We start from the raw sequence: 21,690 nt of genomic DNA on the forward strand, positions 1-21,690 counted from the left end.
ATGGCAAATTGCAGGACAGAGCGAACATTTTATCCGAAATATAGCACCGTTGAATCGTAGCCCGCCAGCAAAACCTTGATGCGCAGGGAAGGAGCCAGCAGCCGGGCCGCTTCCCGGGCCCGGCTGCAGACCAGCTCCATGAGGGCGGGGTCATTGCCCGACGCCTCCAGCACCTGCCGGGCGGTGTTGGCACCTTCAACGAGCGACGCCAGATGCGAGGCGGCAGGGGTGGCGGCGATCCATTCGGCCAGCAGCCGCAAGTCAAGTTCGGAGGAGGAGACATGGGTCTGCTCATGGCCGCAGGCGATCTTCAGGAGCTTGGCGAACTGACCCGCGAGAACCGCCTGTTCCGCCCCCTTGCGGGCGCAGGCCCGGAGCGCGTACCCCACGTGATCGCCCATCATCACGCAGGCCTCTTCCCGCAGATGCTCCCCGGCCAGAGCCCCCTGGACCACCAGCTCACTCGTCCGGCCGGTGGAGAGGACCAGGGTCCGGCAGCCGCAGGCCAGGGCCACATCAATGGCGGCGTCGAGGGTGTCGGTCCAGGCCTTGGCCGAGATGGGCCGGACGATGCCGGTGGTCCCGAGGATGGAGAGCCCCCCCACGATGCCCAGGCGGGCATTGAGGGTCTTTTTCGCCAGTTCTTCGCCATTGGGAATGGAGACGGTGACCGTGAGGATCTGGGGAAGGCAGACAACCGAAAACTCGGCCTTGACCGCCTCGGTGATCATGCGCATGGGCACGGGGTTGATGGCAGGTTCACCCACCGGCACGGCAAGCCCCGGCTTGGTGATCGTCCCCACCCCGCGGCCGCCGGTGACAAAGACCATGGTCCGGGCGCCGGGCCGGTTGAGGGCCTCGCGCCGGACGGTTGCGTGGATTTCGGCGCCGTTGGTCACATCTGGGTCGTCGCCGGCGTCCTTCACCACGTGGCAGGTGGCCCAGGTCTCGGTGAACTCCTGGCCGTGGAGACGGAAGGCCACCCGCTCTCCCCGGGGCAGGACGATCTCGGCCTCGTCCGCCAGCTCCTGGCGCCGGAGCATCCGGGCCGCTCCGGCAGCCGCGGCCGCGGCGCAGGCACCAGTGGTGTAGCCGTGGCGAAGCTCCCGGCCAGACACCGCACCCTACCCCAGGATCGCCGGGAGGGGAACACCCGACGCAAGCATGGCCAGGGCCTGCTCCCGCAGTTCGTCCTTGCCCAGCTCTTCCTTGCCCACCACTTCCTCCACGTCGATCCGCACGATGCCGGTGATGGCCAGTTTTTCCTCCGGGAAGGAACCCCAGGTACCGTCGGGCTGGTATTTGCGCATGAGACAGTCGAGGGCAAGCACCTTCTCGGCCGCCTCCTCAACCAATCGCGCCCTGCCCCGCATGATCACGCTGCGGTAGAGGTACTCGGCCCGGCAGGGGGTTTCCGTCGTTCCCCGCACATAGGCGATGGGCAGGTCCACCTCAAAGCAGACCCGGTCCTCGTGGCGGATATCGTCGAGCTTCTCCCCTTCCAGGGCACAGTGGAAATAGATCCGCCCCTCGTGCCAAGCGAAGTTGAGGGGCTTGATCCGGGGCCAGCCGTCGGCTCCCAGGGTGCCGAGCCGCCCCACGTGACAGGTGTCGAGCATCCGGCGGATGATGTCGAAATCGGTGATTCGCTTGTTGGCTTTGCGCATTACCCCTCCATAGCCATGATGAGCAGGGCGTTCACCACCGCCGCCGCCACGTTGGACCCCCCCTTGCGTCCCCGGTTGGTGATGAAGGGGACTTCCGGGACCTCATGCTCCAGGGCCAGGAGCGCCTCTTTGCTCTCCGCGGCCCCAACGAACCCCACCGGCAAGCCCACCACCAAGTCGGGACGCAGACCCTCTTCCCGCACCAGGCGGATCAGCTCGAAGAGGGCCGTGGGTGCGTTGCCGATGACGAAGATGCCGTTACCCCGGTCCGACGCCCCCGCACGTAGAGCCAGGATAGAGCGGGTGATCCCCTGCTCCCGGGCCCGGCGTGCCACATCGGGATCAGCCACGAAACAGGAGACGGAGATGCCGAATCGCTCCAGGCGCGGCTTGGCGATGCCCGACAGGGCCATGGTGGTGTCGGTGACGATGCCTCTTCCCGCCTTGAGCGCGGCCAGGGCGCGCGGCACGGCGTCGGGGGAGAAGACCATGCTCCGGGCATAGTCGAAATCGGCGGAGGTATGGATGACGCGGCGCACCACCGGCCACTGGTCCGGCCCCCAGGAGTGGGAGCCCGCTTCGGCATCGATGATCCGGAACGACTCGGCCTCGATCTCCTCGGGGCGGAGGTGGACCGACATCAGCGCCACCCCGTGGCGGCGAGGGCTTCGGCGATCCGGTCAGCCGCCACCTCGGCCAGCTTGCGGTGCACGCCCAGATGCCCTCCCATGGCGAACTCCACGGCAGGGTAACGGGTGCGGGCCTCGGCCATCTCCTCGGGGAGGTCCTCCTGCACGTGGGCCCCCACAAAGAGGAAGTAGGGCATCAGCAGAACCCGCTCCGCGCCTTGGGCCACGCAGGCATCGATCCCTTGCTGGATGTCCGGCAGGTGCTGTTCCCGGAACGACACCTCCACAATCTCGAACCCAGTCATTTCCTTCACCATGGCGGCGATCTCCCGCACGGCGTCATTCGCCTCGGGGATACGGCTGCCATGGGCCATCAACAGAATAGCAGTCTTCATGTCAACTCCTTGTGGTTTCCATCAATTCCATGATTTCCCGCCGGGCCTCGCCGATGGTGAGGGGCGTGCGCCGGAACGGGACACCATCTTCGTGCTTCAGGCGGTGGATGAGCTCGGCTATGTGGGGAAGCCGCAGCTTGACGCTCTCCATCTCGGCCGGAGCGGTGAAGACCTCCTCGGGCGGCCCGCCGCGAACGATCCGCCCCCGGCTCAGGATGTAGAGCCGGTGAAGGAACAGGGGCACCAGATCGACGCTGTGGGTCGCCATGACGATGGTCACCCCCTCCTGGCGGTTGAGCCGCGTGAGCAGCTCCATCATCCGGTACTCTCCCATGGGATCGAGGCCGGCGGTGGGTTCGTCCATGAGGAGCACCTCATGCCCCATGGCCAGGAGCCCTGCGATGCAGGCGCGCTTTTTCTGGCCGTAGCTCAGGTGGTGGATCTGCTTGGCCGCGGCGCCCGCCAGGTCGACGGCTTCCAGGGCCCGCTCCACCCGCGCCTTGACCTCGGCCTCGGCAAATCCCATGTTGCGGGGGCCGAAGGCCACATCCTCGAAGACCGTGTGGGCGAACAACTGATCGTCCGGGTTCTGGAACACGAGCCCGACCGTGCGGTAGATATCCTTCGGCTGGAGGCTCCGCACGTCCCGGCCGTCCAGGAGCACGCTGCCGTCGTACTCCCTGATCAGCCCGTCCATGATCTTGAGCAGTGTCGTCTTGCCCGAGCCGTTGGAGCCGAGGATGCCGCAAAATTCTCCCCGCGCCACCTGGAAACGGATATCCGACAGGGCCACGGTACCGTCGGGATAGGCATAGGCCTTCAGGTCCACGGAAAACCTCACTGCATCCCCCAGAGGGTTCCCATGGCCACCACGAAGAGGGCGGACAGAGCCACCTCGGCCGGCCGGAACGGACGGTGCCTGAACAGCGGCAGGTTCCCGTCGTACCCCCTCTGAACCATGGCGGTGGTAATGGTCTGGCTGTTGTCGAAGGCCTTAAGAACCAGGGCGCCGGCCAAGGTGCCGAAGGAGCGCATCCCCCGGCGCAGCCCGCTGTAGCCCAGGCGATTCCGCTGGGCCGCGTGGATCACCTGGGCGTCGTCCAGGAGCAGGAACAGGTAGCGCCAGGCGAACAGCGCCACCTCGATGAAGCTGCGCGGCACCCGCAGCCATGCCAGGGCCGCCATCAGGTCGGTGAACGAGGAGGAGAAGCCGACCGCCGATACAACCGACACGGCGGCGGCAATGCGGCCGGCGATGAGGAGCCCTTCCCGCAGTCCCTCCCGGTATGCGGTAAGCTCCAGCCAGGGCAGCTGGAGTGTGAAAAGCGGCGTGACGCCGCTGAAGAAAAGCTTGAGCAGGAGGACCACGGCGGCGATGAACGCCGGTTCCGCAAAGCGGAGCAGGATCAGGCGGAGCGGCACCCCCAACGAGACGACGATCCCCAGGGAGAGGATCGCCGCCAGCAGCGGGAACAGCCCGCCGGTGCAGCTGATGACCATGGCGAGCAGTGCCCCGGCCGTCAGGAGCTTGACCCGCGGGTCGAGCCGCGACAGGGGATGATCGGCCGGAGACGCGCTGAGGACGTGCTTCATTCGGCAATTCCCTTCGCCGCCATGTAGTCGCGAAGCCGGTTGGCATGATCGCGGTCATCATTGTTCAACGTCTGAAACACCTTGAGGGTCCAGGAGGGAGCCCGGCTCTCCATGGCCCGCTGAAAGTGGAGCTCCCCCGCCGACTCCTCAAGGACGAGAGCGGTCCTGAAGGCTTCCTCCCGGCTGGGAGGGGTCTGTTCGTAACGGTCGAACAGGGTCTCCAGCTCCCGGTTCTTCTCCACCAGGGGTTCGAGGGATTCGGGCAGGAGCTCCCGGGGGAACCTCCCCTCGGGCAGGAAAAGGCGGCGACCGTTTCGCAGGAGGTTCGCGTGGTTCTCCTCCTCGATGGAAAGCGTCTGCCAGAACTCACCGTCATCGGGAAAGAGGTCCTGGAACAGGGCGTAGAGCCGGGATGCGTTGAGCTCCAGCGCGATCGCCTCGTTCACGAGCCGCACCAGCTCTTCAATCTCGCGGTCATTGCCCTGGACCCAGGAGGTTTCAAGTATGGTCATCGTACGTTCTCCGTTCCGCCACCAGCATACGCCAGAAATAGCCCGCCGCAAAGCCCCCGACTGTGCCGGCCAGCAGAAAAACGAAGAGAAGCAGGTCACCCTGGTCGGTATTGATGAGGGGGTCCCGCGGTTCACGGCCGTGTTCCGCGGCAATCTTTTCCACAACGGTTTCGTCCACGCCAGGCCATTTTTCCGATGCGCGCGACGGTCCCGCCACAAGGAGCGAGGCGAGCAGGCAAAACAGCGCCAGCATGACCACGGTTGCCCGGCGGGGACCGGCTCCCGGGCCACCGGCATCGACCACCCCCATTTTCGCCAGCAGATCGGGGCGCTTGCGGTGGAGCAGGACCACCATACCGGCGGTCATGGCCCCTTCCAGCACGCCGAGAGGAAGCTGGGTCGGGACAAAGGCGGCAACGATCTTCAAGAACAGCGGGTAAAACGGCTCACTCCCGCGCACGCCCGAGGACAGCTCCAGGGCAGTGGTCAGGTAGGTGGCCCAGTCTGCCAGCAGCCCGGCGACAAAGGCGGCCACCGCAAGGCCCGCGCCCAGCCGGCGCATGCCCCGGAAGACGAACCAGCCGGCAAAGGAGCCCGCCACCCCCATGGACACCACGTCGGCGCCGAGCGTTGAAAGCCCGCCGTGGGCCAGAAAGAGGGCCTGGATGAGGAGCGCTACCGTGGTGATGACCACGCTGACCAGGGGCCCCACCAGGATCGCGGCGATCCCCGTGCCGCAGGGATGGGAGCAGGTACCGGCGGTGGGCACCGGAATCGGCATGCAGGAGATGATGAATACCACCGCCGCCATGAGTCCCACCAGGGGCTTGAAGGAGAGATCGTGGCGGGACAGCTCGTTCACCCGCCGAATTCCCAGGGCCAGAAAGGGCGCCGCCACGGCGAACCAGAGCGCCGCCCACCCCAGGGGGAGGATTCCCTCGGAGATGTGCATGGCGTGGGCGGGCCCGGCCAGCAGCATTGCGCCAATGATTGCCGAACCGGCAGCATATAAGGTAATTCGTTTCATTGCGTGCTCCCTATGAAGTTATGATCCGTCGCCGTTCTTGCCCTCGCGTGCCGGAACGACCTCATAGCCGCAGTGGATATGCTCTGCTCCCCATACAACCTCCCTTCCCCTCGGTCGGAGTGTGTTGTCGCCTTCCAGCCAGGTCTCCTGGCTCGGGGATCATCCCGCCTGCCGCGCCTTCCCGTCCCTTCGGACAGTGGCATCACTGCGGCATCGGTCCCCCCTCACAGTTGCGGGGCAGCACCGGTATTGCACCGGTTTCCCTTACGCCGGAAGGATGCTTCTTCAGATTGAAACTGCCTGAGCCCTACACCTTATCCCCCCTGAGATCGCCGGCAAACAGCCTGCCGGCCCCCCGGGAGGCGCAGAAGTCGCCGCACATGGTGCAGGTGGCCTCATCCTCGGGAGTACGGCTGGCCCTGATCGCCCGGGCGTCCTCTGGATAGAGGGCCAGCTCGAACTGCCTCTGCCAGTCCAGGTCGCGACGGGCCTTGCTCATCTCCCGGTCCCGCTCGCGCCCCTTCTCCGGGTACTTGTTCATGTCGCCGATGTAGGCGGCGACCCGGGCCGCCTTTACCCCCTGGCGGACGTCCTCTTCGTTGGGGAGGGCCAGGTGCTCGGCCGGGGTGATGTAGCAGATCAGGTCGGCGCCGAAGCGGCTCGACTGGGCCGCGCCAATGGCGGCGGTGATGTGGTCGAAGCCGGGGGCCACGTCGGTGGAGATGGGCCCGAGCATATAGTAGGGTGCGCCGCCGCTCATCCGCTTCTGGAGCTGGATGTTCCCCTCCACCTCGTCCAGGGGGACGTGACCGGGGCCCTCCACCAGCATCTGGCAGCCCATCTCGCGCCCCATCTCCGCCAGTTCGCAGTTGATCAGCAGCTCCTGGATCTGGGCCCGGTCCGATGAATCGTGGATGGCGCCGGCCCGCAGGCCGTTGCCCAGGGAAAGGACCGTGTCGTATTTCTTCAGGATACCGACCACCCGGTCGAACTGTTCGTAGAGGGGATTCTCGCGGCCGTTGGCCATCATCCAGCCCACCATGCTCACCCCTCCCTTTGAGACGAGGCCGCCGTAGCGGTACCCCTGGCGACGGAGCCGTTCGATGGTGTAGAGATTGATGCCGCAGTGGACCGCCATGAAGGCCATGCCGTCGGCGCACTGGCGCTCAATCAGGTCAAAGAGCATCTCAGGGTCGAGCCGGTTGGGGTCGCCGTATTTCCTCGCCGCCTCGCAGAAGGCCTGGTAGAGCGGAACGTTTCCCACCGGCAGGTCCACGGCCGCGATGACCTCGCGCCGGACCCGGTCCAGGTCGCCGCCCACGGACAGCTCCATGAGGGTGTCGGCGCCTGACTCCTGGGCGGCCCGGGCCTTGCGCACCTCGGCCTCGTAGTCAACGATGTCCGATGAGGTGCCGATGGAGGCATTCACCTTGGTCCGCAGCCCCTTGCCGATGCCGACTGCCTTTGGCGCGCGCACGTGGTTCCAGGGGATGACGACCTTCCCCTCGGCCACCATCCGGCAGACATACTCGGGGGAGACGTGCTCCTCCGCGGCCACGGCCGCCATCTGAGGGGTAATGATGCCCTCGCGGGCCTGTTCGATCTGGGTTTTCACACACGGCTCCTTGTGACGAACGATCTGCAGCGTGCCACAAACGCCGCGGCCAGCTCCGGGTTGCTCCCGAAGTGGAGGTGGACGTAGGAGGCAAGACAGTTGCGGTAACGGTATCCTTCCATCCCCAGGTCAACCGGGCCCCGGCGGACCCGGTAGGCACGCTCCACGTCGGCGGGCATCTCTTCCATCTCCGAGTAGTGGAACTCGTGCCCCCGGGCCAGGGTGCCGGCGGGGCCGATGATGGTATCCGCCGCCAGTTCAACCTCGCGATAGCCGAGGGCCTTGCGGCGGGGAAGCATCCGGGTTGTCACGGGGAATATCCCTACGAACTCGTGGAGCGATTCAGGCTCCCCGGCGCTGTCCGTAACCCCGCGCGTAAGGTAGATGAAACCGCCGCATTCGGCGTAAACCGGCATCCCCTCGTTCACGGCCCGGGCCAAAGACTCCTTCATCCCGGTGTTGGCGGCCAGGGCATCGGCGAAGACCTCGGGGTAGCCGCCCGGCAGGTAGACGCCGGCCACATCCTCTGGCAGGCGCTCGTCGCGCAGGGGGGAAAAGGTGACTATCTCGGCGCCGGCGCGGCGCAGCAGGCAGAGGTTGTCCTCATAGACGAAACAAAAGGCTTCGTCCCGGGCGACTGCCAGTCGGACCGAACCGCCCAGGGTCTGGCAGGGAATCGGTTCGGCGCGGGGCACCGGCGCGCCCAAGGGGTTGGCCGCTCCCCAGAGCAGCCCCAGGTCAACCCGGTCGCGAATCACCTCCACCAGGTGATCCAGGAACTCGCCCGACAGGGGATGTTCCTCCGCCGTGAGAAGTCCCAGGTGGCGTGCAGGGATGTGAAGCCCGTCGTCCCGGGGGATACAGCCGAACACCTTCAGCTCCGGCAGGGACTGCCCCACCGCCTCCCGCAGAATTCGCTCGTGACTGTCGCTGCCCACGTTATTGAAGATGACCCCGGCCACCCGCACCGAGGGATCGAATTCGGCGAACCCCTTGAGGATGGCGGCGGCGCTCCTGGCCAGCCCACGGGCATCCACCACCAGGATCACCGGCGCACCGGTCAGCCGGGCCACCTGGGCCGTACTCCCCTCGTCGGCGATCCCTCCGAACCCGTCGAAGAGCCCCATGACTCCCTCGATGATGGCCATGTCGGCGTTGAGGGCATGGTGGGCAAAGGATGCCCGGACAAACTCGGGAGGACAGATCCAGCCGTCCAGGTTGGCCGAGGGCAACCCCGTCACCAGCCGGTGGTAGCCCGGATCGATGAAGTCCGGACCCACCTTGAAGGGTGCCACGGTGAGGCCGCGCCGCCTGAAGCATTCCATGATGCCCACGGTGATGGTTGTCTTGCCGGAGCCACTGTGCGGGGCGGCGATGATGATCGATTTCATGGTCTACCCGTTCACCAGCTTCACCACCGCACGCCCATCCTCGAAGTAGTCGATGATGTTCATGCAGCAGTAAGTCTGCTCAAGGGAAAAGAGGTTGGCCAGGGGTGCACCGATGGCCTCCAGGAGGATGATCCGGTTCACGCCGCCGTGGGCCACCACCAGGACGTCTTCCCCCCGGTGCCGCTCAACGATGGCATTGACGGCGGGCATAACCCGGGCCCGGACGTCCAGCAGGTTTTCCCCCCCCGGCACCCGGTAGCCTTCCAGGTCGTTGAGCCGTGCCTGCCACTGGTGGGGATAGCGGTCCTGGAGCTCTTGCCAGCTCTTCGCCTCCCATTCGCCCATGCAGATTTCCCGCAGTTCCGGGTGGCGCTGCGGCTGAACGTTCAGGTGGGCGGCCAGGGACTCGGCACCCCAGACGCAGCGGGTAAGGTCGCTGGTGTAGCAGGCGGCGATCCGAACCCCGTCGAACCGCTTGCGGAGTTCCAGGTACTGGGCCTTACCCCGCTCGGAGAGGCCCACGTCGTTGTGTCCGTTGTAACGGGGGACGCCGGCCCCCTCCACTTCGCCGTGACGGATGAGATAGATGCGTGTTTTGCGTGTCATGTTCCGTTCCAGAGAGGGAAATATCCCTGTTGTTTGTTCGGGCAGCCTCACGGCATAGCCCCTGCCTCTACATCCTGTGTGTTCCCGGCAAGGAATCGAAGTATGGAAGGACAGTCTCCGTACGGGGCTGTCAGCCCCGGTGCAGGGCCAGGATGACCAGCAGGCAGAGAATTTCGTTCAGTTCGCTGGCGCAGCCGATGACATCGCCGGTAACCCCGCCGAGATGCCGATGGAACCACCACCGGAACCCGCCGGTGAAAAGAACGGATGCCGCAAGCACGGCCATGCCCGCCGGGCCCAGCAGCAACCAGGCTGCAACGGCCGTGATCGTGCCGGCCGTCACCAGCTGGAACATCCCGGTCCCGGCGATGAAAGCGGCGCCGAGGCCATCCTGTCGGGCGCGGTTGGCGCCGACGGTCATCTGCACCTGGGCGTAGCGGGCCACGGCAGGGAAGAGCAAGAGCGCCTGACGCTTGAGGTCGTCCGGCACCGCCAGCAGGGCCTGGTACTTGAGCGCCAGCCCGAGCACGAGCCCCACTACCCCCACGGCTCCCACCCGGGGATCCTTCATGACCGCCAGGAAACGCTCCCTGCCGCCACGAGCCGCCAGCCCGTCGCAGACATCGGCCAGACCGTCCAGGTGCAACGCACCGGTTACCCCGGCCAGCAGCGCCACCAGCAGGAGATCGCTGACGGGCCTTGGCACCAGCGCTGCGAAAAGCATGTCGGCCCCGGCCAGCAGTGTTCCCAGAGTGAGCCCCGCCAGGGGGAAGAATGCCATGGAGCGTCCCAGGGCGCGCTCGTCCCAGCGCAGCCGGAACGGCAGCGGGACGACGGTCAGAAACTGAAGGGCGATGAAATAGAGTTTCAATAGTCCCCTTCCGCCACGCCCGCTTCCTCAAAGGTGGCCATTTCCGTCAAAATTCTGACTCCGGCCTCGATGAGTCCCATGGCCAGTGCCCCACCAGTCCCCTCGCCGAGCCGCAGCTGGAGGTCCAGGATCGGGGCGGCGCCGATGCGGTCGAGCATGACCCGGTGCCCCACTTCCACCGACTGGTGGGCCGCAAAGAGGTAATCCCGCACATGGGGATTGAGCTCGCAGGCCACCAGGGCCCCGGCCGTGGAGATGAAGCCGTCCACCACCACCGGCAGCCGGTTTGCGGCGCAGCCGAGGATCAGGCCTGCAATGCCGGCGATCTCCAGTCCTCCGACTTTTGCCAGCACATCGATAGGATCTTTCGGATCGGGTTGGTTCAGGGCCAGCCCCGCCTCGATAACCCGGACCTTGTTGGCAAGGGCCTCATCGCCGATGCCGGTCCCCCGGTGGGTCACCGCCGGGACCGGCAGCCCCGAGAAGGCGGCGATAATGGCAGCCGACGGGGTAGTGTTACCGATACCCATCTCGCCGGTACCGACCAGGGCGATCCCTTCCCGCTTGGCCTCATTCGCCAGATCTATCCCCACCTCCAGGGCGGCGACCGCCTCCTCCCTGGTCATGGCCGGGCCTCGAGCGAAATTACGGGTGCCCCGGGCCACCTTCCGGACAATGAGGCCGGGGGTGTCGCCGAAATCGTGATCCACCCCGATGTCGACCACCCGTACCTGGGCTCCCACGTGGCGCGCAAGGACATTGATGCCGGCTCCTCCCCGCAGGAAATTATAGACCATCTGGGGGGTCACTTCCCGGGGAAAGGCCGACACACCTTCATCGGTCACGCCATGATCACCGGCAAAGGTGAAGACCACCTTCTTCTTCGTATCGGGCGCAACGCTGCCGGTGATGGCCACCATGCGCCGGGCGAACTCCTCCAACCGTCCGAGGGAGCCAATGGGTTTGGTCTTGTTGTCAAGCCGCGCCTGGGCCTGGGCCATGAGTTCGGCATCTACGGGACATATTTTTGACAGGGCTTCGGTCAGCAGCGTCATGGGGTACCTCGTCTTTCAGGGTTCATTTCAGGCGTAGCGGGAGCCCGCTGAATGTCACATAGACTTCGTCGGCCGCGGCGGCGATCCGCTCGTTGGCCTCGCCGGCCAGGTCACGGAACTGGCGCGCCAGGCGGTTCTCCGGCACTATCCCCATGCCCACCTCGTTGGATACGATGATGAGCGGAGTCCGGAGGGAGGAGAATGTCCGTGTCAATAGTTCGACTTCTTTGAGCACGCGGGCTGGATCGTCCAGGGAAAAGAGGAGATTGGAGAGCCAGAGGGTGACGCAATCCACGAGGATTGCGGCGAACCGGCCGTCATGGGCCGCCAGGGACTCGGCAAGGGCCAGGGGTTCTTCGATGGTGGTCCAGGCATCGCCGCGGCGCTCCCGGTGCCGGGCGATCCGCTCGGCCATCTCCCCGTCACCGGCAGAGCCGGTGGCCAGGTAGCCGAGGGGAGTACCCCGCCTGGTTGCCAGTTCTTCGGCCAAGCGGCTTTTGCCGCTACGGGCGCCGCCCGTTAAGAAAATGATCTGTGCCATGAATGAAAAACCCCGCCTCCTGACAAGGGGCGGGGCTCGAATACCGTGGATGAATTGACGATGGCTTCGGCACCTCTTCCTCGGAGGCCGCTGCTCATGCGTTCGGGCAGGTTTCCTGGCTCACGGATCACTTTACTCGCCGCGCCTTCCCGGAAGAAGGCGTATTTCACGCCTTCACATCAACAAGGACTCTCCAGTGGCATCGCTGCGGCTTTCATCACCGTTCACAGTTGCGGGACAGCAAGGGATTCTCACCCTTTTCCCTTTTACCTTCCACCGTGGGAGTGGAAGCACCTGAACGCTTGAAATATTCGATTGTTCAAAGACTTGTAGCAGAGCGGGCAGTAAAAGTCAACGCCCATGACGGCCGGTCACTCCGGGGCGCCATCCACTGACGGGGAGTGTCCTTCGGCCATGATCGCCTCGATCCGCGCCCAGATGGCGTCACGCCCCTCGCGGGAAAGGGCCGAGAAGAAAGCCATCTCGTCCGGAGCCAGGCCGAGGGTCCGGCTGATCAGGCTCGCCTGCTTGGCCCGCTCGTTCTTCGAGACCTTGTCGCACTTGGTGATGACCACCAGGACGGGGATGTCGTAGGCCCGCAGCCACTGGAGCATGAGCCGGTCCTCTTCAGCCGGCGTCCGGCGGACATCCACGATCAGCACCACGCAGGCGAGACAGGAGCGGCCCGCCAGATAGGTTTCGACCATGGGGCCCCACTGCCTCTTCACCTCAGGCGGGACACGGGCGAACCCGTAGCCCGGAAGGTCCACCAGCATCAGGCTGCCGTTCACCCTGAAAAAGTTGATGAGCTGGGTACGTCCCGGCGTCGAACTGGTCCGGACCAGGCTCTTGCGATTAACAAGCACGTTGATAAGTGACGATTTTCCGACATTGGATCGCCCCACAAAAGCGATCTCGAGCAGATCGCCGGGCGGATAGTGCTCGGGTCTCGTACCGCTCGTAACAAATTCCGCGCTCGTGATATTCACCATGGACCCCCCTGAAACAGTAACTGCCCGTGCGACAATAGCACCTCGGTTCCCCCAATGCAATCGGAGGAAGCGACCGGCTGCACACCACGCTTTCGGCGAGAAAATTGCATGACAAACTTGAACTATTGTCGTCCGCTGTCGCTGACCACGAACAGGTGCCTAATGAACAAGGAACTGGAAACCCTCATTCTCTCCGCCGTGGACCTGCCGACCATCCCGCTCGTCGCCACCAAGGTCATTGAAATGATCGAGCAGGAGGACGTGACGATCGAGAAAATCGCCCAGACGGTCTCCGCCGACCCGGCCGTGGCCGCGCGGATCCTCAAGCTCTCCAATTCGGCCTACTATGGCTGCCAGCGCCAGATCAACACCCTGTCCGGAGCAATCATGCTCCTTGGGTTCAGGACCCTGAAAAGCCTGGTGGTGGCCGCGTCCCTCAAGCAGATATGCAAACGCTTCGGCCTGACGGAGAAAATGCTCTGGGAACATGCCGTCGGCGCCGCCATTGCCGCGCGGATCATCAGTGCCAACGGCAAGTTCATCAACGAAGAGACGGCATTTCTGGCCGGCTTGTTCCACGACATCGGCAAAACCATCATGAACGACCTGGATCCTTCGAAATTCCAGCAGGTGATGATGCGTTGCTACAATGAAGGGCTGCCCTTCGAGGAAGTGGAGCGGAGTATTTATTCCTTTTCCCATGCGGAGGTGGGAGCGCTCGTCATCCGCAAATGGAACTTCCCGGAGGCCCTTTCCACCGCGGTCATGAACCACCATGACTTTCCGAACCCCACGCTCACGGACCAGTACGATCTTTTCCTGACCGCGACCACATGCCTGGCCGACAAGTTCTGCAAAAAACTCGGCATCGGCGAACGCCACCCGGACGAGGAGCTTGATCTGGCAAAAACACAGGAGGCACACCTGCTCGGCTACACGCCCGAGACCATCTTGCGGGACGTGGACCAGTTCGCCCAGACCTTCGAGGAGAACAAGAGCTTCTTCATCAACGACTGAGCGCAGCCCCGAACAGGTTCTTACAGGCACAAAAAAGACGCGCGACTCTCTGCCGCGCGTCTTTGCGTTTCAGTCAATACCCGATTTATTACACTGGATCAAACACCCTGCCGGCAGACGGAATTCAACGCTCCGTCGCTCCCCTCTTCCCCGCCCGGCACGATGCCGCCACAGCGACGCTCAGCGCATATCAGGCCTTTTCCCGGATAATGAGCCCCTTGAGCTCGTCAAGCATCCTGGCGATCTTGAGCACCTCTTCCGCGGGGATCTGCCGGATCACCTCACCGCTTTCCCGTGCCAGGACCTTGACGACCGTTCTGTTGGTGTCCTTGTCCACCGAGAATTCGAGATCACGGCTGACCGACTCGATGAACTCGTTGATCCGTTCAGTCGCCTCCTTGACCCGCTCCTCTTCGCTCTTGCCCTTGTCACTCTCCTTCTCGGGCTCACGAGCCTGCTCCACGGGCCGCGCCGCGCGCTTTTCCTCTTCATCCTGCCGTGACTTGGCCACGATTGTCGGAACAACCGCAACCGCGGAAGGCCCTGTTCCACTGGTGGCTTCGATGTTCATGGCATCTCTCCCTGAAAATATAACACTCCCTATGACCTCATATCGGATGACTGCAGGGAAACTTTAGCAGGAAAATGACAGTGGACAAAAAAACGAAGAGAGGAAGCCCGGTGCTCCCTCTCTTCGTTCTGACAGGCTTCGTCCTTCGGGTAACGACCCTATTGGATCGTCCAGACAGCCGTTGTCTCTACGGTCTGCCACGTGCCCCCAGCATTTTTGCCCAGCACCGAAAGCATATGCGTTCCATCAGCAAGCCCCGCAAGACTCCGTGCCTGCGTAACGGGGATCTCGACTGACCAGACGCCATTGTCGAGCTTGTACTTGTAGGAAACCACGTATGGTCCGCCGACGGTAAAGGTCGCCGTTGTCGCAGTGGTAGGATCAGCCGGAATACCATTGATGACGGCTGCCGGCTTTATCGTGAAGGATTGTGCCTTGACCCCCTCGACGTTGCCTGCCTGATCGACAGCAAAGTATTTGAGGCTCTGGGTCGTACCGATGACGATCGGGCCGGTATATTTCGGCGAAGCCGTGGTCGGCGCCGCACCGTTGACAGTGTAGTAAATGGTGGCCGTCTCGCTGGAGTAAAGCTCTACGCTCTGGGCACTCGCATAGGTTCCGCCGGGCACCGAGGCGGTGGTCACCGGCGCGGAAATATCAACCGTCCACGCGACGGCAGTGGGCACATCCTGCCAGGTTCCGACCAGGTTTTTGCCAAGGACGGCAACCGCATGGGAACCGGAGGCGAGGCCGGAAAGAACAATTTTCGTGGCAACCGGGGTTTCCGAAGACCAGGCGCCGCTATCGAGCTTCCACCTGTAGGCGACCACCCCGGTGCCGCCGACCGTGAGCGTCGCTGAGGTGGCACGGGAAAAAGTCGCCGGCGTCCCGGAAAGTACCGCGAGAGGAGACGGAGCATAAATTTCGGTTTTAACCGCCTCGGCGTTGCCGTGCTGATCAACGGCGAAGAACTTCAGGGTTTTGCCGGGGGCAACGGAGACAGGCGCCGCGTATTTGGACGAGGCGGTGGTCGGCGCGGCACCGGTGAGGGTGTAGTAGATGGTGGCCGTCTCATTGGCCGAGAGAGTTACCACCTGGGGCGCATCATAGGTGCCCCCCGCCGGCGAGGCACTGGTTACAGGCGGCGCCACCTCGACGGTCCAGGAAGCTGTGGTCGCGTCGGCATTGGCCTGCCAGACGCCGGAACCATTCCTGCCGACCACGGAAACCGTGTGAGTTCCGGCAGCAAGACCGGCAAGGGAGATTTTGGTCGCCAGCGGCGTCTCGGCCGACCAGGCCCCGTTGTCGAGCTTGAACTTGTAGGCGGCAACACCGGAGCCGCCCACGGTCAGAGTGGCGCTCGTGAGCTTGGTTGTGCCGCCCGGTGCACCGGCCAGGGTTACGATGACGTAAGAGAAGGTCTTGACCGCCTCGACGTTCCCCGCCGTATCGATTGCGAAAAATTTCAGCGTTGACGTAGCATTAACGGTCAGCGGCGCGGTGTACTTGGCAGACGCGGTCGTGGGTGTTGTGCCGTTGGTCGTGTAGTAGACGGTGGCCGTCTCGTCGGGCGACAGCGTGACTGCCTGCCCCCCCTTGTAGACTCCGGCGGCAAGCGAGGCGGCCGTCGTGGGAGCAGTGAGGTCGACGATCCAGGACTTCGAGGAGGCAACCGACGTAGCCTGCCACGTGCCCGCCACGCTCTTCCCAATGACCGAGACGGTATGCGCCCCTTCCGAAAGGCCGGTTATGGCCGTTTTTGTCGCCACCGGGATCTCGGCGGACCAGGAGCCGCCGTCGAGCTTGTATTTATAGGCAACCACACCAACACCACCGATGGTGAGCGTGACGGACGTAGCCTTGCTCGCAACAGGTACGCCGTTGATCACGGCCAACGGCGGAAGGGCGTAGCTCTGGGTCTTCACCGCCTCGGCATTGCCTGCGGGGTCAATGGCGAAGTACTTGAGGGTGGCGGTGGCCGGCAACGGAATCGGCCCGACATATTTGGCCGACGCGGTCGTGGGAGTCGTCCCGTTCGTCGTGTAGTAGATGGTGGCCGTCTCGTCGGCCGAAAGGTTTACGGTCTGGGGCGTCGCATAGGTCCCTCCCGCCGGTGATGCGGTGGTAACTGGAGGAGTTAGATCAACCGTCCACTGGACCGTGGTCGGGGCCTGATCATCCTGCCACCCGCCGGCGGCGTTCTTGGCAATGACATCCACCCTGTGGGCGCCGGCGGCAAGGCCGGTCAGTGCGATCTTGGTCGCAACCGGGGTTTCCGCCGACCACGCACCACCGTCCACACTCCGTTTGTAGGCTACCACTCCGCTCCCTCCCACCGTCAGGGTAGCGGTCGTGTACTTGGTCTTCGCTGCCGGTGTTCCGGCAATAATTGCCGTGACAGGCAAAGCGTAAATCTCGGTCTTCACCGCTTCCGCGTTGCCCGCCTGGTCCACGGCAAAGAACTTGAGCACCTTGGTCGGAGCAACCGTGATCGGGCCTGTATACTTTGCCGAAGAGGTCGTGGGTGCAAGGCCGGTGATCGTATAGTAAATGGTCGCGGTCTCGTCCGCCGTCAGGGTGACGGTCTGGGATGCGGCATAGGTGCCGCCGGCAGGGGAGGCAGTGGTGGTCGGCGCGGTCTGCTCGACCGTCCAGCTGACAGCGGTCGGGGCTACCTGCCATACCCCTGCTGCGGTTTTGCCGATTACCGATACCGTGTGCAAACCGGTCCCAAGGGCGGTCAGGCTGATTTTGGTGGCAACCGGTATTTCGGCCGACAGTGCTCCGCCGTCAAGCGAGTATTTGTAGGCCGAGACACCGATGCCCGCCACCGTCAGGGTCGCGGTGGCAAGCTTCGTCGTGGTCGGAGGAGTCCCGCTGACCAGGGTGATGGTATAGATGTTTGTTTTTATCGCCTCCGCATTCCCGGCTTGGTCAACGGCGAAGAATTTCAGGGTCGTGGACGTATTGATGGCCAGCGGAGCCGAGTACTTGGCCGACGCGGTGGTCGGCGTGGTCCCGTTCGTCGTGTAATAGACGGTGGCGGTTTCACTGGCGGAGAGGCTCACTGTCTGGCCCGGCTTGTAGATCCCTGCGGCGAGTGACGCGGTTGTAACCGGAGCGGCAAGGTCCACCGTCCAGGAGGCGGTGGTCGCCGTCGTCTGCCAGGCGCCAAGCGCGTTTTTGGCAATCACGTCCACCGTGTGGGAGCCGGCGGCCAGCGCGGATAGGCTGATCTTCGTGGCAATTGGCGTTTCAGCCGACCAAGTGCCATTGTCGAGCCGGAATTTGTATGCAACGGCCGTAGCCCCCCCCACCGTGATGGCTGCGACCGTTGCCTTGGTCCTGGCGGCCGGCACACCTGTCAGCGCTGCCACGGGAGGAAGCTGGTAAACCAGGCTCTTCACTGCTTCCGCATTGCCGGCCTGATCCACGGCAAAAAACTTGAGTGTGGACGTGGGAGTCACCGTGATGGGCCCGCTGTACTGGGGCGAGGCGGTCGTCGGCGTTGTTCCATTGGTGGTGTAGTAAATGGTGGCGGTTTCACTGGAGGAAAGGGTCACGGTCTGGGCGGCGGCATAGGTCCCACCCGCCGGAGAGGCCGTCGTCACCGGCTTGATGGTGTCAACATCCCAGGAAACAGTGGTAGGCGAAGCCGTGGACTGCCAGTTTCCTGCGGCATCTTTGCCGACAACCGAAAGGGTATAGGAACCATTTACCAACCCCACGATATTCATGGAGGTCTTAACCGGGATCTCGGCCGACCAGGCACCGCTATTGATCTTGTACTTGTATGAAACGACGTCGCCGCCGTTCACGCCAAAGCCGAACGTGGTCGCCTTGGTCGGACCCGCCAGGGGGCTGTTGGCCACAACCACCGCCACCGGCGCAACCGTGTCGAGGTCAATGGTATCGTAGTAGCTGGACGACTCGATCTGGAGGTTGTCCCGGAACTGGGCATAAACCGTCTTCTCGCCGTCGCTGGCAGGGATGGTCCAGCCGGTCCTGGTGGTTTTGTACGCTTCCCAGGCGCTCCAGGTGGCGTCATCGTTGCTGAAGCGCATCTGGGAGACCGGGTTGGCCCCGCCCCCCGCCGTGAGGTTCAGGGTAACGGTCGTAGAATTGGTGGCCGCGGCGCCGCCGTTGATCTTGACGGTCCCCGAGGGAGCAGCGGCGCCGATGCTGAACGCTGCCGTCACCTGGTTGCCGGAACGGGTGATATTGGTGACCGTGACACCGGTATTGAGCCCCCCGTAGCTCCTGCTCGACGGAACCGTGGCCGGACCGAAGGAAGCACCGGGAACGTAGTAGTCCCCCGCGTCGGCAGTGTTGTAGGAAAGGTTCTTCTCTATCTCCTCCAGGCCGTCGGCCTCCATGAGCCGCAGCAGTTTGCGGGCGGTGTCCGAATTGTTATAGAGGTAGTTGGTCCCGGAGGAGTTGAGTGTCGCATCCACATGCCAGATGAGGAGCCCGTCGTTGGGGTAGTGGACGTCGTTGCCGGCGCGGTGCCGGTTCTGGACCAGGAAATACTCGTCGAAGAGGTCGCTGGAGGTGATCCCCGGCATGATGAGGACCGCGTCGGTGGAGGTGGCGGAGGGGTTGAGGGTAATGGTCTGGGAGCCGCCGGCCACCACCACCGGGTCGATCCAGTCCAGAACCCACTTGCTGAAGGCGCTGTGGTCCCCCCAGTTGTGGTCCATCATGTCGAGGCCGCCAACCCCGCCCTTGGGTCCTGCAGTAGCACTGTAGTCGTAGTAGTCGGGAAGCCCCAGGGCATGGCCGGTCTCGTGAATCGTGACCAGGGGGCCGAACTGCTGACCGTAGGGGCTCCCCTCCCACTGCCAGGAGTACTTGCCGAGGCGCTTCCCGTCGAGGAGATAGTTGAAGTCCGAAAACGAGGTGGCGTAGCCCCACCAGAACGATGCCCAGGGGCCGGCCGGCCCGGTCCAGATCACGAGGAAGTAGTCGATCTTGCCGTCGCTGTTGTTGTCGTACTGGGAGAAGTCGTGGCCCTGGGTATTAAAGTAGTTGAGGGCCTCCTTGATGAGGTTCTCGCGGCCGGCGGGCGTCTGGGTTACTGCACTCCGGCTGTAGCCGGGCCGGTACCACCCCAGCGTCGTCCCGCCGGAAAAATCGAGAAGGCCGTAGGATGAGCGGCTGTAGAATGCGGCGAGACTCTCGTAGGGGGCTTCGGCTGGGTTACCGGCGCCGAAGAGCTTGTCATGGACCGTGGCCTGGGGCGTTACGGCAGGGTAATCGGAGAAGTCGATGAGGAGGGCAAAGAGTTTCACGCTGCCAGTGGTGGGCATGCCGCTCCAGGCGGGAGGCGGTGCGTAGGCTCCCGCCATCTGGTCGGCCTCGTTTGCCGTGAACCCCTGCTGGCGGAGGGCTTTCTTCTTAGCCTTGTTGACGGCCCTCTTCACCAGCTCGGGATCAATCTTGTGGTTGCCGATCTCCTCGGCGAACTTTTTCCGGTTCTCGAACTCGCCCGACTCCTTGAGCCGCTCGATCTCGCCCGGCTCCGGGAGTTGCATGGCCACAGCCGCCCCCCCGAAGAGCAGCAGGGCAGAAACCACAACCACCAGTCCACCGCGCATTACAGCCAGCCGCCAAATCCCTCTCCCCCAACTTCCCATGACAGTACCTCCATACATCTGAATGGCCCCGTCCCTGGGAAGTATGCTTGACAAACACTCCAGCGGGAGAATCGTTGTTTTCCCATTATTTACATATATCGGCAGGTACGGAGAAAACTTTACATCTATTCGATTCAACGAAATCGATATCGAGGAACTACTCCAAGCTATTTAGGTGAACGCGGAGGAACTGACTAACCAATGTCACAAAATTGACACAAGGCTAGACAAAGAGAAATACTCTCTCCCTCAATACCGAAGCATGCATTTTGTCTGAGGTCAGAACGTATAAGCGTTCAAGTCAGAATCAAAATTAGAGAAATCCCTCTAAAACAAACTACAAAACGGCGAGCCGCAATTATTTCGCCCCAACAGCATTCAACATTTTGACCCACAAAAGCAAAATCGCTAATTGACACGCAATTCTTGCAACTTACATCACACCAAGCCGTCGGCACGTAGGTTGCAGTCACTATTCCTGACAATATATCCTTGGACTAATAGTCCACAACCCCGGAGAACCGACCATGACCAATAATTTTGCCCTTATCGGCGCAGGTGGCTACATCGCACCCCGTCATCTCCAAGCAATCAGGGACACCGGCAACCGGCTCGTGGCGGCTCTCGAAAAGAGCGAATCTGTGAGAATTCTCGACCGACACTTCGACAATGTCTCGTTTTTCGTCGAGTTCGAGCGGTTCGATCTCCACGCGGTCGCCTGACATCATTAGCGCGAAAACGAAAACTCCTTAAGTTTGCATGGAGGATATGTTCATGGGTACATCAGGTATGCAATGCGAAAAGAAATTCCTGGATAAAGCATGCAGCACCTACAAAACTGCTGGCTCTTACCAGCAGCAGGCAATGAAGGACCTTATATTGCGGACTTTTTTGCCCTACATGACAAACAATACAAAATCTGTATGTCTGTCTTTGGGATATGCTGAAGGGTATGAGGCTAAGATACTTTCCGAATGCGTGAAAGAACTTGATGTCATAGAAGGATCTCAGCAATTCTATGAACAAGGATTGGAAGACAACATCGCAAATGTTACACTCCACTATTCCTTATTTGAAGATTTTATACCTGAGAACAACAAAAAGTATGATTACATTTGTGCTAATTATGTGCTCGAACACGTTGAAAACGTTACCATTGTTCTGTCGTCTTTGAAAGAGATGCTTAAAGATGACGGATTGATTTTTTCAGTTGTCCCCAATGCCCGAGCGTTTTCACGTCAACTTGCACTCCACATGGGCCTTATCGATGATCTTAAGGGCCTTACCGAAAACGACATCAACCATGGACATAGGAGAGTGTACGATCGGGTAGCATTCAATCGCGATCTGGAAGGAGCCGGACTTTCAATAATCGCTCAAGGCGGTATAATGCTCAAACCCCTTGCGGATTTTCAGATGGACAAGCTCATTGATACTGGAATCCTCCAGACAGAACACCTCAACGGACTCTACAGGCTGGGAATGGAATATCCTGATTTTTGCAGTGCCTTATATGCCATTTGCAAAAAATAGTATTTGTACACAGCTTGGTATTTTCAGGGATGGCGATTC

19 protein-coding genes, 1 pseudogene and 2 riboswitches are annotated in these 21,690 nt (G+C 62.6%); of the genes and pseudogenes, 3 read left to right on the forward strand and 17 right to left on the reverse strand.

What is annotated here, in order from left to right:
• Nucleotides 1–29: 29 nt before the first annotated feature.
• The 15 genes from GS_RS15070 to yihA form a co-directional block, all read right to left on the reverse strand.
• Complete coding sequence (locus tag GS_RS15070; RefSeq protein WP_010943627.1) at nt 30–1,118, reverse strand: cobalt-precorrin-5B (C(1))-methyltransferase; 1,089 nt, start codon at nt 1,116–1,118, stop codon at nt 30–32.
• 6 nt (nt 1,119–1,124) lie between these two features.
• Entirely contained in the window at nt 1,125–1,667 is a 543-nt protein-coding gene (locus GS_RS15075) for a pyridoxamine 5'-phosphate oxidase family protein (protein WP_010943628.1), read from the reverse strand.
• Nucleotides 1,667–2,308, reverse strand: a complete 642-nt coding sequence (locus GS_RS15080) for a precorrin-8X methylmutase (RefSeq protein ID WP_010943629.1) — start codon at nt 2,306–2,308, stop codon at nt 1,667–1,669. The genes GS_RS15075 and GS_RS15080 overlap by 1 nt, the downstream gene beginning before the upstream one ends.
• Nucleotides 2,308–2,691: a sirohydrochlorin chelatase gene (locus tag GS_RS15085; RefSeq protein ID WP_010943630.1), complete on the reverse strand. Its 384-nt coding sequence runs from the start codon at nt 2,689–2,691 to the stop codon at nt 2,308–2,310. Before GS_RS15085 ends, GS_RS15080 begins: the two co-directional genes overlap by 1 nt.
• A 1-nt stretch (nt 2,692) precedes the next feature.
• A complete protein-coding gene (locus tag GS_RS15090) occupies nt 2,693–3,532 on the reverse strand; it encodes an energy-coupling factor ABC transporter ATP-binding protein (RefSeq protein WP_010943631.1) in 840 nt (279 codons plus the stop codon).
• Nucleotides 3,529–4,284, reverse strand: coding sequence for a cobalt ECF transporter T component CbiQ (gene cbiQ, locus GS_RS15095; protein ID WP_010943632.1), 756 nt, complete (start codon nt 4,282–4,284; stop codon nt 3,529–3,531). The genes GS_RS15090 and cbiQ overlap by 4 nt, the downstream gene beginning before the upstream one ends.
• Nucleotides 4,281–4,796 carry a hypothetical protein gene (locus GS_RS15100; protein ID WP_010943633.1) on the reverse strand — a complete coding sequence of 172 codons (516 nt, stop codon included), beginning with the start codon at nt 4,794–4,796 and terminating at the stop codon, nt 4,281–4,283. Before GS_RS15100 ends, cbiQ begins: the two co-directional genes overlap by 4 nt.
• Complete coding sequence (locus tag GS_RS15105; RefSeq protein WP_010943634.1) at nt 4,783–5,823, reverse strand: energy-coupling factor ABC transporter permease; 1,041 nt, start codon at nt 5,821–5,823, stop codon at nt 4,783–4,785. The genes GS_RS15100 and GS_RS15105 overlap by 14 nt, the downstream gene beginning before the upstream one ends.
• Nucleotides 5,824–5,942: 119 nt before the next feature.
• Nucleotides 5,943–6,142, reverse strand: a riboswitch (cobalamin riboswitch).
• Nucleotides 6,131–7,438: a phosphomethylpyrimidine synthase ThiC gene (gene thiC, locus GS_RS15110; RefSeq protein ID WP_010943635.1), complete on the reverse strand. Its 1,308-nt coding sequence runs from the start codon at nt 7,436–7,438 to the stop codon at nt 6,131–6,133. Its footprint overlaps the riboswitch before it by 12 nt.
• Nucleotides 7,435–8,829 carry a cobyrinate a,c-diamide synthase gene (locus tag GS_RS15115; protein ID WP_010943636.1) on the reverse strand — a complete coding sequence of 465 codons (1,395 nt, stop codon included), beginning with the start codon at nt 8,827–8,829 and terminating at the stop codon, nt 7,435–7,437. The genes thiC and GS_RS15115 overlap by 4 nt, the downstream gene beginning before the upstream one ends.
• A gap of 3 nt (nt 8,830–8,832) precedes the next feature.
• Nucleotides 8,833–9,435 carry an alpha-ribazole phosphatase gene (gene cobC / locus GS_RS15120; protein ID WP_041914029.1) on the reverse strand — a complete coding sequence of 201 codons (603 nt, stop codon included), beginning with the start codon at nt 9,433–9,435 and terminating at the stop codon, nt 8,833–8,835.
• Nucleotides 9,436–9,565: 130 nt separating this feature from the next.
• On the reverse strand, nt 9,566–10,306 hold the full coding sequence (cobS, locus tag GS_RS15125; protein ID WP_010943638.1) for an adenosylcobinamide-GDP ribazoletransferase: 741 nt from the start codon (nt 10,304–10,306) through the stop codon (nt 9,566–9,568).
• A complete protein-coding gene (gene cobT, locus GS_RS15130) occupies nt 10,303–11,361 on the reverse strand; it encodes a nicotinate-nucleotide--dimethylbenzimidazole phosphoribosyltransferase (protein ID WP_010943639.1) in 1,059 nt (352 codons plus the stop codon). Before cobT ends, cobS begins: the two co-directional genes overlap by 4 nt.
• Nucleotides 11,362–11,383: 22 nt before the next feature.
• Nucleotides 11,384–11,902, reverse strand: a complete 519-nt coding sequence (cobU, locus tag GS_RS15135; protein WP_010943640.1) for a bifunctional adenosylcobinamide kinase/adenosylcobinamide-phosphate guanylyltransferase — start codon at nt 11,900–11,902, stop codon at nt 11,384–11,386.
• An 87-nt stretch (nt 11,903–11,989) separates the two neighbouring features.
• Nucleotides 11,990–12,215: riboswitch (cobalamin riboswitch) on the reverse strand.
• Nucleotides 12,216–12,273: 58 nt separating this feature from the next.
• Nucleotides 12,274–12,894 (reverse strand): ribosome biogenesis GTP-binding protein YihA/YsxC, encoded by a 621-nt coding sequence (gene yihA, locus GS_RS15140; RefSeq protein WP_010943641.1) that lies wholly within the window; start codon nt 12,892–12,894, stop codon nt 12,274–12,276.
• 162 nt (nt 12,895–13,056) lie between these two features.
• On the opposite strand from yihA, the gene GS_RS15145 reads away from it, so the two are divergent.
• Entirely contained in the window at nt 13,057–13,911 is an 855-nt protein-coding gene (locus GS_RS15145; protein ID WP_010943642.1) for an HDOD domain-containing protein, read from the forward strand.
• Nucleotides 13,912–14,101: 190 nt separating this feature from the next.
• On the opposite strand, the gene GS_RS15150 is transcribed toward GS_RS15145, so the two are convergent.
• Together GS_RS15150 and GS_RS17655 are read right to left on the reverse strand one after the other, a co-directional pair.
• Nucleotides 14,102–14,482, reverse strand: a complete 381-nt coding sequence (locus GS_RS15150; protein WP_010943643.1) for a flagellar protein FlaG — start codon at nt 14,480–14,482, stop codon at nt 14,102–14,104.
• A 158-nt stretch (nt 14,483–14,640) separates the two neighbouring features.
• Complete coding sequence (locus GS_RS17655) at nt 14,641–20,079, reverse strand: chitobiase/beta-hexosaminidase C-terminal domain-containing protein (RefSeq protein WP_164930458.1); 5,439 nt, start codon at nt 20,077–20,079, stop codon at nt 14,641–14,643.
• Between the two features lie 566 nt (nt 20,080–20,645).
• Between GS_RS17655 and GS_RS15160 the strand changes: the two are divergent.
• Together GS_RS15160 and GS_RS15165 are read left to right on the forward strand one after the other, a co-directional pair.
• Nucleotides 20,646–20,828, forward strand: a pseudogene (locus tag GS_RS15160) (oxidoreductase); the annotation flags it as partial.
• Between the two features lie 49 nt (nt 20,829–20,877).
• Complete coding sequence (locus GS_RS15165; RefSeq protein WP_223106389.1) at nt 20,878–21,651, forward strand: class I SAM-dependent methyltransferase; 774 nt, start codon at nt 20,878–20,880, stop codon at nt 21,649–21,651.
• Nucleotides 21,652–21,690: the final 39 nt, after the last annotated feature.

It is taken from the genome of Geobacter sulfurreducens PCA (genome assembly GCF_000007985.2).
Classification (GTDB): domain Bacteria; phylum Desulfobacterota; class Desulfuromonadia; order Geobacterales; family Geobacteraceae; genus Geobacter; species Geobacter sulfurreducens.

What these genes read in the sequence shown, in the direction of transcription:
- GS_RS15085 (WP_010943630.1), bottom strand. Translation starts at nt 2,691, where the DNA reads ATGAAGACTGCTATTCTGTTGATGGCCCATGGCAGCCGTATCCCCGAG.
- GS_RS15145 (WP_010943642.1), top strand. Translation starts at nt 13,057, where the DNA reads ATGAACAAGGAACTGGAAACCCTCATTCTCTCCGCCGTGGACCTGCCG.
- GS_RS15080 (WP_010943629.1), bottom strand. Translation starts at nt 2,308, where the DNA reads ATGTCGGTCCACCTCCGCCCCGAGGAGATCGAGGCCGAGTCGTTCCGG.
- GS_RS15150 (WP_010943643.1), bottom strand. Translation starts at nt 14,482, where the DNA reads ATGAACATCGAAGCCACCAGTGGAACAGGGCCTTCCGCGGTTGCGGTT.
- cobU (WP_010943640.1), bottom strand. Translation starts at nt 11,902, where the DNA reads ATGGCACAGATCATTTTCTTAACGGGCGGCGCCCGTAGCGGCAAAAGC.
- yihA (WP_010943641.1), bottom strand. Translation starts at nt 12,894, where the DNA reads ATGGTGAATATCACGAGCGCGGAATTTGTTACGAGCGGTACGAGACCC.
- cobC (WP_041914029.1), bottom strand. Translation starts at nt 9,435, where the DNA reads ATGACACGCAAAACACGCATCTATCTCATCCGTCACGGCGAAGTGGAG.
- GS_RS15115 (WP_010943636.1), bottom strand. Translation starts at nt 8,829, where the DNA reads ATGAAATCGATCATCATCGCCGCCCCGCACAGTGGCTCCGGCAAGACA.
- GS_RS15075 (WP_010943628.1), bottom strand. Translation starts at nt 1,667, where the DNA reads ATGCGCAAAGCCAACAAGCGAATCACCGATTTCGACATCATCCGCCGG.
- GS_RS15165 (WP_223106389.1), top strand. Translation starts at nt 20,878, where the DNA reads ATGGAGGATATGTTCATGGGTACATCAGGTATGCAATGCGAAAAGAAA.
- GS_RS17655 (WP_164930458.1), bottom strand. Translation starts at nt 20,079, where the DNA reads ATGCGCGGTGGACTGGTGGTTGTGGTTTCTGCCCTGCTGCTCTTCGGG.
- cobT (WP_010943639.1), bottom strand. Translation starts at nt 11,361, where the DNA reads ATGACGCTGCTGACCGAAGCCCTGTCAAAAATATGTCCCGTAGATGCC.
- GS_RS15105 (WP_010943634.1), bottom strand. Translation starts at nt 5,823, where the DNA reads ATGAAACGAATTACCTTATATGCTGCCGGTTCGGCAATCATTGGCGCA.
- cbiQ (WP_010943632.1), bottom strand. Translation starts at nt 4,284, where the DNA reads ATGAAGCACGTCCTCAGCGCGTCTCCGGCCGATCATCCCCTGTCGCGG.
- GS_RS15100 (WP_010943633.1), bottom strand. Translation starts at nt 4,796, where the DNA reads ATGACCATACTTGAAACCTCCTGGGTCCAGGGCAATGACCGCGAGATT.